Origin of the sequence: Vibrio sp. HI00D65 (genome assembly GCF_001635455.1) — a bacterium.
GTDB lineage: Bacteria > Pseudomonadota > Gammaproteobacteria > Enterobacterales > Vibrionaceae > Vibrio.
Genome location: NZ_LWEH01000123.1, coordinates 81,313 through 95,602, shown reverse-complemented (window position 1 = coordinate 95,602; position 14,290 = coordinate 81,313). Strand labels below are relative to the sequence as shown.

Annotated in this window: 5 protein-coding genes; 2 read left to right on the top strand and 3 right to left on the bottom strand. The window is 46.6% G+C overall.

What is annotated here, in order from left to right:
- Positions 1-2 precede the first annotated feature (2 nt).
- From gltB (A3712_RS10565) to gltB (A3712_RS10555), 3 genes are all read right to left on the bottom strand, one after another.
- On the bottom strand, positions 3-4,466 hold the full coding sequence (gltB, locus tag A3712_RS10565) for a glutamate synthase large subunit (protein WP_063523390.1): 4,464 nt from the start codon (positions 4,464-4,466) through the stop codon (positions 3-5).
- Between the two features lie 424 nt (positions 4,467-4,890).
- Entirely contained in the window at positions 4,891-6,360 is a 1,470-nt protein-coding gene (locus tag A3712_RS10560) for a glutamate synthase subunit beta (protein ID WP_063523389.1), read from the bottom strand.
- On the bottom strand, positions 6,360-10,907 hold the full coding sequence (gene gltB / locus A3712_RS10555) for a glutamate synthase large subunit (protein WP_063523388.1): 4,548 nt from the start codon (positions 10,905-10,907) through the stop codon (positions 6,360-6,362). The genes A3712_RS10560 and gltB (A3712_RS10555) overlap by 1 nt, the downstream gene beginning before the upstream one ends.
- A 530-nt stretch (positions 10,908-11,437) precedes the next feature.
- Here gltB (A3712_RS10555) and A3712_RS10550 point away from each other — a divergent pair.
- Entirely contained in the window at positions 11,438-12,391 is a 954-nt protein-coding gene (locus tag A3712_RS10550) for a TIGR01212 family radical SAM protein (RefSeq protein ID WP_063523387.1), read from the top strand.
- 91 nt (positions 12,392-12,482) lie between these two features.
- Complete coding sequence (locus A3712_RS10545) at positions 12,483-14,234, top strand: sensor domain-containing diguanylate cyclase (RefSeq protein WP_063523386.1); 1,752 nt, start codon at positions 12,483-12,485, stop codon at positions 14,232-14,234.
- The last annotated feature ends 56 nt before the right edge of the window (positions 14,235-14,290 follow it).

The following is a 14,290-nucleotide window of genomic DNA, read 5'->3' as shown; positions in this document are numbered from 1 at the left end:
AATTATTGCGCTTGAACACGAAGTTCAGCTGAGCTGCGGCTTTGGTGACCGAGCAAGGTGTTTAGATCCGCCGTCTTTGGTTTCACTAGATAGAACTTTGGAATCCATTCATCAAAGTTCGCCAGAATAGCTTCAGCGTGTACTGAGCCTGTTTCTTCTAAGTGCTCAGCAATTAAGCCACGCAGATGTTCTTGGTGGATATATAAGTCAGATAAAGAAAGCGCCTCAACTGACTCGTTGTTCACTCGGCCTTGGAAGTCTTCGTTCTTATCCATGACATAAGCGAAGCCTCCGGTCATACCTGCACCGAAGTTGACGCCAGTTGCGCCAAGAATGGCAACAATACCGCCCGTCATGTATTCACAAGCGTTATCCCCCGCCCCCTCAATCACGGCAACCGTGCCTGAGTTACGTACGCCAAATCGTTCGCCCGCCGTACCTGCGGCAAACAACTTGCCTCCGGTTGACCCATACAAGCAGGTGTTACCTATGATGGTCGCTTCGTTACAAGTAAATGCAGTGCCTTGGTGAGGTTTGATAACTACCTTACCGCCAGCCATGCCTTTGCCAACATAGTCATTGGCATCGCCTGTTAGGTACAGCTCAACGCCACCTGCGTTCCAAACAGCGAAAGATTGGCCTGCAGTACCATCGAGATACAATTTGATTGGTGAACCTGCCATGCCTTGGTTGCCATATCGCTTAGCAATTTCGCCAGAGATACGTGCTCCTATCGAACGGTCTGTATTAATAACGTTGTAGTAGAGGCTGGTGGATTGTCTTTTCTCAATCACATCGAGTGCGTCATCGAGAATCTGCTGGTTGAGCTGAGCCTTATCAAATGGCGCGTTTGGTTCAGTCCAATACAGAGGGTGCCCCTCTGGTGATACCGGAGCTTCCAGTATTGATGAGAGATCCAATTTACTCTGTTTTGCAGTTAGGCCTTCAACAGCCTCCAGTAAATCTGTGCGTCCAATTAGGTCTGTGAGTTTTTCTACACCAAGGTCAGAAAGGTATTGGCGAACTTCATCGGCTAAGCCTGTAAAGTAGTTCACCACCATGTCTGGTAGCCCTTTGAAGTATTCGCGGCGCAATGTCTCATCTTGAGTCGCGACGCCTGTTGCACAGTTATTAAGGTGGCAGATTCGTAAGAATTTACAACCCATTGCGACCATTGGTGCGGTACCAAAGCCAAAGCTTTCAGCACCGAGAATAGCGCCTTTAACTACATCGAGACCAGTTTTTAATCCACCATCGACTTGCAGGCGGATCTTATGACGAAGTCCGTTAGCAACCAGTGCTTGTTGGGTTTCGGCTAATCCAAGTTCCCAAGGGCAACCTGCGTATTTTACCGAGGTCAGTGGGCTCGCTGCGGTACCGCCATCGTAACCAGATATAGTGATCAGATCGGCGTAAGCTTTTGCCACACCAGTCGCGATAGTACCAACACCTGGTTCAGACACTAACTTCACAGAAACCAAGGCTTGAGGGTTAACTTGCTTAAGATCGAAAATCAGCTGAGCCAAATCTTCGATCGAGTAAATATCGTGATGTGGAGGAGGGGAAATCAAAGTGACACCCTGAACTGAATATCTCAGCTTAGCGATCTCTGCCGTGACCTTGTGACCTGGTAGCTGACCGCCTTCGCCTGGCTTCGCACCTTGCGCTACCTTGATTTGCAGAACATCCGCATTGGTCAGGTAATGTGGTGTTACCCCAAATCGACCTGACGCAATCTGTTTGATGCGTGAGTTACGGTCGGTACCAAAGCGTCTTGGATCTTCACCGCCTTCACCTGAGTTTGAGTAACCGCCTAAACGGTTCATCGCCATAGCCAGTGCTTCATGCGCCTCAGGGCTTAGGGCACCAATCGACATCGCCGCGGAGTCAAATCGCTTGAATAGGTCGCTACTCGGCTCGACTTGCTCAAGGGCTAATGGTTTATCGGCTTTCTTCAGGCTCATTAAGTCACGTAACATAGCCGCAGGGCGAGCGTTTACTTGCTTCGCAAAAGAGAGGTAATCCGATGCTTCGCCAGTTTTTACTGCGGTTTGCAGTGTGCCGACCACGTCTGGATTATAAGCGTGGTATTCACCACCATGGACGTATTTCAGTAAACCACCGTGCTCGATTGGTTTACGCTTGGTCCATGCTTTACGCGATAAGTTGTAAATATCTTGCTGGAAATCGCTAAAGCTTGCGCCTTGAATTCGAGTGGTAACTCCGCGGAAACAGAGCTCAACGACATCATAGTGTAGGCCAACAGCTTCGAAAAGCTGTGAACAGCGGTAAGAAGCAATGGTTGAAATACCCATTTTCGACATGATCTTATACAGACCTTTGTTGATGCCGTTTTGGTAATTCTGCATCGCTGCGCGATAGTCTTTGTCTAAAGAGCCATCATCGAGCATCTTGCCTAACGCTTCATATGCAAGGTACGGATAAACCGCAGTCGCACCAAAGCCAAGTAGTACCGCGAATTGGTGTGGATCGCGAACAGTTGCTGTTTCCACTACGATATTGGCATCACAACGCAGGTTGGTATCGGCAAGGCGAATCTGCACAGCACCAACCGCCATTGCTGCTGGAATTGGCAGTTTGCCTTTTTCTAAACCTTTATCTGACAGTACGACCAAAACCGCCCCATCACGCACTTCCTGCTCTGCACAATCACATACCGCATTGATGGCTTGTTCGAGATCTTGCTGAGCTGGATCATAGTGCATGCTTAGGATCGCATGGCGGTAATGCTTTTGATTCAGTTGTAGAAGTTGCTGCATGTCTGAGTAAAGCAGAACAGGAGAATCAAATGTCACACGGTAGGCGTGACCGTCTGTTTCACAGAACACGTTCATCTCTTGGCCAATACTGGTGGCGAGCGACATCACGTGCTTTTCACGCAGAGGATCAATCGGTGGGTTGGTGACTTGGGCAAACTTCTGACGGAAATAATCAGTGACCAGACGCTCTTTCGAGGAAAGTACCGCCATTGGTGTATCGTCGCCCATTGAGCCGACCGCTTCCTGTCCCATGTCACCAAGCACGCGCAATACTTGATCGGACTCTTCGTTGCTCATCGCAAACTGTTTTTGGTAGGTTTTGAGAGTATCATCGTCGAAGCTTCGCTTACCCACTTGGCCATCATCGAGTTCAGAAAATGGTGTTAGCTTGTGAACGTTCTTTTCCATCCACTCTTTGTAAGGGTGGCGACCTTTAAGGTCATTATCGATTTCGTTAGATTGCCATAGCTTGCCACGGCGAGTATCGATAACCAGTAGCTCACCAGGCCCAACACGCCCTTTTTCTGCTACTTCATCTGGTGCGTAGTTCCAGATACCAACTTCTGATGCCAGCGTGATTAGGTTGTCTTTTGTAATGACATAGCGCGCAGGACGCAGGCCATTTCTATCTAGGTTACATGCAGCGTAACGACCGTCAGACAGAACGATGCCAGCAGGGCCATCCCACGGTTCCATGTGCTTGGAGTTGAAGTCGTAGAATGCGCGCAGGTCTGGATCCATATCTGGGTGGTTCTGCCAAGCGGGCGGAACCAGCATACGCATTGCTCGGAACACATCCATACCACCGGCTAGAAATAGGTCGAGCATGTTATCTAGGCTTGAGGAATCAGAGCCCGTTTCATTCACGAAAGGTGCTGCGGTCTGCAAATCTGGTAGCAGTGGTGAAGCAAATTTATAGGCACGAGCCTTAGCCCACTGACGGTTACCCTCGATGGTATTGATTTCACCATTGTGCGCTAAATAACGGAATGGCTGCGCTAGCGGCCAACGTGGTTGTGTGTTAGTCGAGAAACGCTGGTGGAACAGACATATCGCCGATTCCATACGTAAGTCTGCAAGATCGAGGTAAAATCGTGGAAGATCGGCAGGCATACACAAGCCTTTGTAGACCATCACTTGTGTTGAAAGGCTACAGATATAGAAATCTTTGTCTTCGGTGATCTGTTTTTCAATTCTGCGACGCGCGATGTATAAGCGGCGCTCGATATCACGCTCACGCCAACCGGCTGGCGCAGAGATAAATACTTGCTGAATGTTTGGAACAGAATTTTTTGCGATAGGACCTAATACTTCGGTATTGGTCGGTACTTCACGCCAACCAGCAACGGTCAATGTCTCTTGGGCGAGCTCTTTATTGACAACCTCTTGTGCGGATTGAGCTTTGATTGGGTCTTGGCTGAAGAAAATCATGCCAATAGCGTATTGCTTGCCGAGATTAAAATTATTCTCTTCTGCAATAATTCTTAGATAGGAATCTGGCTTCTGTAGTAGTAAGCCACAGCCATCTCCAGTTTTACCATCCGCGGCGATACCGCCACGGTGTGTCATGCGATCTAGGGCTGAAATAGCAGTTCTCACCAACTTATGACTAGGTTGGCCTTCCATTTGCGCTATTAAACCAAATCCACAGTTGTCTTTTTCAAGACTAGGATCATATAGAGCCATTGCAATTCTCCCTTTGCTTCTCTGTCATCCAGACAGTAAATGACTAACTATTCATGTACTTGTTATTTTTTATAAACTTACCGTTTTTTAGCTAGTTCAACGTTATCCTTTGTGTTAACAAAACCCAGTGGCTTTATTTTCACCAGTTTTACAACGTATAGCTAATTGTGTTTAAGGTCAAGTTCATGATTAATTATCATGTATAAACGCGATTAACCACGTAATAACCTAAAATACTCGATTGATATCAATTAGATATAAATAGGAAATTTTAATGATATTTAACATTTATAGTAAGGGCGTATCTGTAGTGACAGAGTGCTAGATAGAAAAAGGCTAGCATCGAGTGCTAGCCAAATATAAAAGTTAGGAAGGGTGTTGCTTTTCCTCTAGGCTAACGTCATTGACGTTAGCCCGAGAAATATTATGCGGAAAGCATGAGTGAATCGGCTTTTGCTTCTAGGTTTGAGTTACCCATCAAAAAGTCATCAATCGCAATTGCACATTCACGACCTTCGTTAATGCAGCGAACGACTAGAGACTGACCTGTACGCATATCACCAGCGGCAAAAACGCCTTTCTGGTTGGTTGCGTAACCTTCAGAAGCAACATTACCGCGCTCGTCCAGTTTGATATCAAGTTGAGCAAGTACACCGGTTGGCTCTGGGTGTAGGAAACCCATCGCTAGGAATGCTTGGTTACATGGAATCACACGCTCTGAGTTTGCTACTTCGTCAAAAGTAGGTCGCTCACCTGGCGCTGCGTCTTTCCACACGATATCGGCGATACGTAGACCGGTCACTTCGCCTTGATCGTTACCGATGAACTCTTTAGTCAAGATGTTCCAGTGACGTTCACAGCCTTCTTCGTGAGAAGTCGTAGTCTTCATGATCATTGGGTATTGAGGCCAAGGCATGTTTGCTGGACGCTTCTCTGGTGGGATCGGCATGATCTCAACCTGAGTAATGCTCGCTGCTTTGTGACGGTTTGATGTGCCCACACAGTCAGAGCCAGTATCACCGCCACCGATAACCACAACGTGCTTATCTTTAGCGTGAATCTCTTCACCTTTTAGGTCCATGTCGTTTGCACGGCGGTTGTTTTGGCCAAGGAATTCCATAGCAAAATGAACGCCTTTCAATTCACGACCTGGGATTGGTAGGTCACGAGGAACCGTAGAACCACCCGTTAGCAATACCACATCAAACTCTTGGCGTAGCTGCTGGGCGTTAACATCAACACCAATGTGTTGATTCACTTTAAACTCAACGCCAGCTTCAGCCATTAGGTTGATCTTACGATCAATCACGTCCATGCCCAGTTTGAAATCTGGGATACCGAAACGCAGTAGGCCGCCAACTTTCTCGTCACGTTCAAATACCGTCACCGAGTGGCCTGCGCTGTTTAGCTGTTCAGCTGCGGCTAGACCTGCAGGGCCAGAGCCAACAATCGCTACGGTTTTGCCTGTACGAGAGCGAGGCGTTTTTGGTTTTGCGTACCCTTCACGGTACGCAGTTTCTACAATCGTTTTCTCGATATTACAGATGGTGATTGGGTCTTGGTTAATACCTAGTACACAAGCACTCTCACAAGGAGAAGGACACACACGACCTGTAAACTCAGGGAAGTTATTGGTCGAGCTTAGGATGTTCCAAGCTTCTTCCCAGCTATCACGGTAAACCGCGTCATTAAATTCAGGGATGATGTTACCAATTGGACAACCGCTGTGACAGAAAGGTACGCCACAGTCCATACAACGAGATGCTTGAGTATTGATCTTGTCGCCAAACTCTTCGTTAAGTACGAACTCTTTGTTGTCTTCAATACGAACCGATGGTTCGAGCTTCTTTGGAAGCTCGCGACCGTGTTCTAAAAATCCAGTAGGCTTACCCATTATACTGCCTCCACTTCTTCCGTTTGTGCCTGTTGTGCTTCAGCTTTACGCTTCTCAAGAACTGCTTTGTAGTCGCGTGGCATTACTTTAATTAGTGATGCAACACTTGCTTCAAAGTTGTCTAGGAAAGACTGAGCAACTTCACTCCCTGTGAATTCAACGTGCTTGGTTAGCATATCTAGTAGAAGATCTTTATCTTCTTGTTCAATTGGATCTAGGTCTACAAGTTCAGGGTTAAGCTTGGTTTCAAAGTCACCGCCTTTATCCCAAACATAAGCGACACCGCCACTCATACCCGCAGCAAAGTTACGACCTGTTGAGCCAAGGATAACGGCTACACCGCCAGTCATGTATTCACAACCGTGGTCACCAACGCCCTCAACAACAACCTTCGCACCTGAGTTACGAACACAGAAACGTTCACCAGCCATACCGCGAATGAAAGATTCACCTGAGGTCGCACCGTAGAAACATACGTTACCAACCACGATGTTATCTTCAGCAACGATAGAAGATTTCGCATCTGGGTACAGTACCAAAGTACCTCCAGACAGACCTTTACCCCAGTAATCGTTCGCGTCGCCTTCTACTTCGAACTTAACGCCTTTCGCAAGGAACGCACCGAAAGATTGGCCAGCACTACCGTGGAACTTAACGTTCATTGGTTGCGGTAAACCTTGGTCCTTGTAAACCTTCGAGATTTCGTTCGACAGCATGGTACCCGCAGAGCGGTCCGTGTTGATGATTGGGAAGGTTGCATTTACAGTTTCACCTTTTTCAAGTGCAGGAATCGCAGCTTGGATCAACTTGCGGTCTAGAACATCTTCTAGGTTGTGGTTTTGTTGTGTCTGGTTGTAGATACCATCTTCTTCACGAGCCTGCTCAATGTGCAGTACAGGTGTTAGATCTAGGTTCTTGTACTTCCAGTGGCCGATGTCGTCACGAACTTTAAGTTTGTGCGATTGGCCCACCATCTCATCGATAGAGCGGAAGCCAAGTTCAGCCATTACTTCACGTAGACCTTCAGCCATGTATTGGAAGAAAGTCACTACGTCTTCTACGCGGCCGTCGAAACGCTCACGCAGAGTTTTGTTTTGTGTTGCGATACCAACAGGACAGGTGTTCTTATGACACTTACGCATCATGATACAACCTTCAACAACTAATGCCGCTGTTGCTACGCCCCATTCTTCAGCACCAAGTAGTGTTGCTACTGCAAGGTCACGTGGTGTTTTCATCTGACCATCAGACTGAACAACGATACGGTTACGCAGGCCGTTTTTCAGTAGTGTTTGGTGCGTTTCCGCTAGACCTAGTTCCCAAGGAAGACCTGTGTGACGGATAGAAGACATCGGAGATGCACCCGTACCGCCATCAAAACCTGCGATAAGTACTACATCAGCTTTCGCTTTTGCTACACCCGATGCAATCGTACCTACGCCAGCCTCCGATACTAGCTTCACGTTGACACGACCGTTACGGTTCGCATTTTTCAGATCGTAGATTAGCTGAGCCAAATCTTCGATTGAGTAGATATCGTGGTGTGGCGGTGGTGAGATTAGACCTACACCTGGAGTCGAGTGACGCGTTGCGCCGATCCAGTCATCAACCTTATCACCAGGTAGTTGACCACCTTCACCAGGTTTCGCACCTTGAGCCATCTTGATTTGCAGCTCATCAGCGTTCGATAGGTAGTAAGACGTTACACCAAAGCGACCAGAAGCTACTTGTTTGATTGCTGAACGCTCCCAGTCACCGTTTTCTTTACGTTCGAAACGTGCTGGATCTTCACCACCTTCACCTGAGTTTGATTTTGCACCGATGCGGTTCATTGCAACAGCCAGTGTTGAGTGAGCCTCATGCGAGATAGAACCAAAGCTCATTGCGCCAGTAGCGAAACGTTTAAGGATATTCTCAATTGGTTCTACTTCCGCTAGAGGAATAGAGCCTGCTGGGTTCTTGATGAAATCAAGTTGGCTACGCAGTGTTGCTGCGTTGTCGCCTTGGTCATCAACGACTTTCGCATACTTCTTGAACTGAGCGTAATCTTTATTGCGCGTCGATTCTTGAAGTAGAGAGATGGTTTCTGGATTGAATAGGTGCTTCTCACCACGTTGTTTCCACTGGTAAACACCGCCAACATCAAGGATTTGAGCTGGGATTTCACGAGCTGGGTAACCAACACGGTGACGAACAAGCACTTCACGAGCGATGTCATCGATCGTTAGGCCTTGAATACGAGAAACTGTACCTGTGAAGTATTTTTCAACCACTGACTTGCTGATACCAAGCGCTTCAAAGATTTGTGCACCGTGGTAAGACTGCAGTGTCGAGATACCCATCTTAGAGAAGATCTTCAGTAGACCGCCGTTAACACCTTTACGGTAGTTATCGAAGAACTCACGTGGGTGAACGTTCGGGTCTAGTTTCTTAGTACGTTGTAGTTCAACAATCGTTTCAATCACTAGGTATGGGTTAACTGCGTTTGCACCATAGCCCAGAAGTGTTGCGAAGTGGTGTGTTTCACGAGCATCACCTGTTTCAACCACGATGTCACACTTAGCACGCAGGCCTTTACGGATCAGGTGGTGGTGCACTGCGCCAACTGCCAGCATTGCTGGGATAGCGGCGTGGTTAGAGTTAACCGCACGGTCAGTCAGTAGGATGATTGAATAACCATCAATCACGGCATCTTCTGCGTATTGGCAAATACGTTTTAGCGCACGCTCTAACTTACCTTGATCTCCATTTGCTTGGAATACGATATCCAGCGTCTTCGCTTGAAGGTGCTCGTTATCGATAGCACGAAGCTTTTCTAGCTCAGAGTTAGATAGTACTGGGGACTCAAGCTCTACCTTTTGACAGTGTTCAGGTGTTTCTGAAAGTAAGTTCTGATCTTTACCTAAGTAAGTGTTCAGAGACATAACCAGACGCTCACGAATCGGGTCGATAGGCGGGTTAGTTACTTGAGCAAACAGCTGTTTGAAGTAGTTTGACAGGTGCTGCGATTGGTGAGAAAGAATCGCTAGCGGCCAGTCAGCACCCATTGCAGAAAGTGGCTCATAGCCCGTCTTCGCAAGAGGTAGAATGATTTCATTTACTTCTTCAGAACTCACACCAAACGATTGTTGTTTGTGGAGAAGTTTCTCTGGAGAAGGTTGGCTAAATTCGTTGCTCGCGTCTGGTAGCTTTTTCAGGCTCAGAAGGTTCTCTTCAACCCATTTCTCGTAAGGTTGAGATTTCGCGATGCCACCTTTCACTTCTTCATCAGAAATGATGCGGCCTTGCTCAAGATCAGCAACGAAGATACGACCTGGTTGTAGACGACCACGGTATTCAACGTTTTCTGGTGCAATTTCAACAACACCTGATTCAGACGCCATCACCAGGAAATTGTCTTTTGTCACTGTGTAGCGAGAAGGGCGTAGACCGTTACGGTCAAGAGTTGCACCTACTTGAACACCATCAGTGAAACATACCGAAGCTGGGCCATCCCATGGTTCCATGACGTTCGCGTGGTACTGGTAGAACGCGCGACGAGTTGGGTCCATGTTTTTGTTTTCTTGCCATGCTTCCGGGATCATCATCATCAGCGCATGTGGTAGAGTACGACCAGACAGAACTAGAAGCTCCAATGCCATGTCGAAGTTTGATGAATCCGAGCTGCCTTCCTGACAGATAGGCAGTAGCATGTCGATTTCAGCTTGTGTGAATAGATCCGATTCTAGGATTGCTTCACGCGCTTTCATCCAGTTAAGGTTACCGCGAACCGTATTGATTTCGCCGTTATGTGCGATGTAACGAAAAGGCTGAGCTAGACGCCAACGTGGGAATGTATTGGTAGAGAAGCGAGAGTGTACTAGTGCTAGAGCCGTCACCATAGTTGGGTTTTGCAGGTCTAGGAAGTACAGAGGAACTTGTTCTGTTGTTAGCTGACCTTTGTACACTAACGTCTTGTAAGACATAGAGTTGATGTAGAAGTCATCACCGATATTTGAAACGCTTTCTAGACACACACGAACGGTGTAGTTACGTAGAACGTACAGTTTACGCTCAAGCTCTTCTGGAGTAATACCAGGGCCGCCAGAGATAAATACGTGTTCAAATTGAGGTTCAGTGCTCAGTGGGTCAGCACCAATCATTGAATTATCCGTCGGAAGTTCACGGTAGCCGATCACTTCTAATTCTAGGCGATGTGCATTGCGTTCTAGAATGTCGCGACACTGTGCACGTTTGTGTTCATCTTTAGGGAAAAGTACAACACCAACACCATATTTCTCAAAAGACGGCAGTTTAATTCCAAGCTTAACGGCTTCTTCAAGTAAGAATTCGTGCGGCTTCTGTAGCAGGATACCTGCACCATCACCAGAACACGGATCGCAGCCTTGGCCGCCACGGTGTTCCATACGTGCAAGCATATCGAGTGCTTGAGTTACTACATCATGAGATTTGCGATTCTTTAGATGCGCAACAAAACCGATACCACAAGCGTCATGCTCAAGTTCAGGAGTGTACAGACCTTGTGAGTTCTGCTCTTGATCTACCATAGATACATCCTTCCAGTTAAATCTAGGCGCAACTTCTTTGTATAAAGTCAGCCTTGTCCTTTTATATTTATGAGTCTAAACCGACCTGTGTTGGCGGTTTGAATCCTTTCCGTATCTCGCAGGAAAAGTATTGCGAGAAAAACAATCCTTGGTGATATCCGTTTATTTTTAGCCACAAACTAGTGGTTTATATCGGTGGGAGTTAGATATCACCGACTTATTAGCAAGTTTTCGTTGTAAGAAATTACACAAAAATAGCCAATATGTGTAAGTATCCTACAATTTTGTTTGGGAGAATTGCAATGAAAGTTGAACCGTGTGAACCATTTTTTTCGTTTTATTTTGAATTTTATGTCTAATAAATGTGCAAAATTAGGCGGATAGAGCGACTTTTTTGCATGTTTATTGATATTTGATAGGTTGCTCGCAAAAAGCCTTGAGTAAACTAATTGGTCGAATTCTGCAGGGATGTAATTTTTTTTCAAAAAAAGACTGATATTCATTCTTATTTACTTGAGCGCTTTGAAAATATGCAATTACATGAGTTGGTCAATACTATCGGCCAAGATCTTCAACGCCGTTATGGCGAAAAGGTTCACAAGCTAACGCTGCACGGTGGTTTTAGCTGTCCAAATCGAGATGGAACCATTGGTCGCGGAGGCTGCACTTTTTGTAATGTGGCGTCATTTGCCGATGAGCAAACTCAAATCCAGAGTATTGCCGACCAATTACAAGATCGTGCGGGTGAAATTGCTCGTGCTAAGAAGTATCTGGCTTATTTTCAGGCGTACACCAGCACTTATGCTGAGGTGCAAGTGCTCAAGAACATGTATGAAGAAGCGTTAAAAGCACCGGGCGCCGATATTGTGGGGCTCTGTGTTGGTACAAGACCTGACTGTGTGCCTGATTCTGTTTTGGAATTATTGACCGGTTATGTTGAGAAAGGATACGAGCTCTGGCTAGAGCTCGGCTTACAAACGGCTAATAACGATACTCTTAAGCGCATCAATCGCGGCCATGATTTTGCGGTGTATGAAACGATCACCCAGCGTGCACGCGCTCTCGGAATTAAGGTGTGTACTCATCTTATTGTTGGACTACCAAAAGAGACCAAAGCCGATAACCTTGAAACGTTAGACAAGGTATTAGCAGTAGGTACAGATGGCATCAAGCTTCATAGCCTTCATATAGTAGAGGGAAGCACCATGGCCAAAGCATGGAAAGCCGGCAAGCTAGAAGCGCCAAACCTTGAAGAGTATGTCGACATTGCTACTGATATCATCCAACGTACCCCTGCGAACGTGGTTTACCATCGTGTTTCATCTGCGGCAAGACGCCCTACGTTACTCTCTCCGTTATGGTGTGAGAACCGTTGGCTGGCGATGACAGAGATAGGTCGGTCACTGGATAAAACTGGAGCTCAGGGAATGAAAACAGGCTCTGCATTCGAGTACACATTACCTGTTTTAAACGCGACTGATTGATAGAAATAAGTATGAGTAGGTAACAGCAGATAAAACCAACAAATAGTGGTAACATTTCCCTCATAGATTTTATGGAATAGATTGAGAGTAGATGGAGCTGGTAATGACTTGGTTGTGGGATAGAGTGTATAGCTACGGTATTTATATCGTTATCATATTGCTGTTTGCCCTGATCTGCTGGTTTCTTTATGCTCGTTATCAGTCGCACATTGAACAACTGCTACTCCCTACGCCATCTCCTCTCTTTTTCGTTGATGTTCGAACCGGGGAGATCTTGTACGCCAACCGCCAAGCGAAGCAATTGCTTGGTATCCGCCAGATTGGTATTCACTTTCGTTTTCCAACGGTGGAGAGCGAGAACAGCTTTCGCCATTACCTTACTAACCATATCAACTCTCGATCGTTTGAGCAGAATTCGTTGTGGGCACTGTCTGAGTTTGAATCTTTCAAGATCAATCTTGTGGGGCGTAAGATCCGTTTTAGAAGCAAAAAGTCGTGGATGATTCACGCATCTCCCTATAAGAACACTAATGAAGAGTTGTCCCAAGAGCTGCGTGAACTGAACGTCGCACGAACGGCTTTGGACTCTTTGTCTGAACTGATCTACGTAAAAGATCAAAAGGGTGAATTGCTCGCGAGTAATCGCTCGTTTAAAAAGTTTTGGCATGGCCGCTCGGAAGAGGGCACCTTGAGTGTTTCTGGTAGTGCACTGAAAGGGCGCGTTAGTGAACGTTCATGGACAACCGACCAAGATGGTAAAAGCTGCCTACTGGAAACGTACCAAAGCGTCTTACTTTCTCAAGATGGGGAAAACATAGGGACACTTTCTATTAGCCATGATGTGACCGATTGGCATGACATGCAGCAACAACTGCGTGGCGAAATGGAGAAGCGGAAAGACACCGAGGTGGCACTTGCGCAGAGAGACACTATCTTACAAAACATCTTGGAAGCTAGCCCTGATTCGATCGGTATCTTTAATGAAAATATGGTTTATCAAGCGTGTAATAAACCTTTTGTTACTGCGCTAGGGATCTCTGAAGTCAGTGATTTGATTGGCAAGCGATTACAAGATGTGGTGCCAAACAGTATGTATGTGCGAACCTCTGAAACCGACCACCAGGTTCTTCATCAAGGTAAATCACTACGCTATATCGATAAAGTGATGTCTAGTGATGGTGAATACACTTGGTATGACGTGGTGAAGTCGCCATTTAGAGATCCTGCATCCAGCACCAACGGGGTGTTGATTATGGCTCGTGATATCACTGAACGCTACCTTGCAGAGCAGAAACTCGAAGAGGCGAATTTGGAGCTTGAGCGTCTCAGCTTTATGGACAGTTTGACTCAGGTTTCTAACCGACGCCGCTTTGATGAACAGCTGTCGACACTATGGCATTACCATGTGCGAGAGAAGTTGCCGTTAACCATCATGCTTAGTGACATCGACTTCTTTAAAGGCTACAACGACTTTTATGGTCACCAACAGGGTGATGATGCTTTGATTCAGGTTTCGCAAGCCTTTAAGCAGGTACTGAATCGTTCGTCTGATTGTGTGGCTCGTTATGGTGGTGAAGAGTTCGGCTTTATCTTGCCAAACACAACTGCTGATGGCGCACTAATGGTGGCGCAACGCATTCATGATGAAGTGCTCAAGCTTGGGCTGGTTCATGAAAAGTCGACCGTTTCTGAGTTCATTACCGTCAGTATTGGTATTATCTCCTACGTGCCTACCCCTAACGATGAGATGGAGTCTGCGGTAGCCTTAGCCGACAGTGCGCTTTATCAAGCTAAGTCTGATGGCCGAAACTGTTCCAGCGTGCACCCATCATCGATCCGATAAGCCAATCTATTACTGATTAAGCCACTACTTACTAGGGTTATCTGTTTTAAACAATA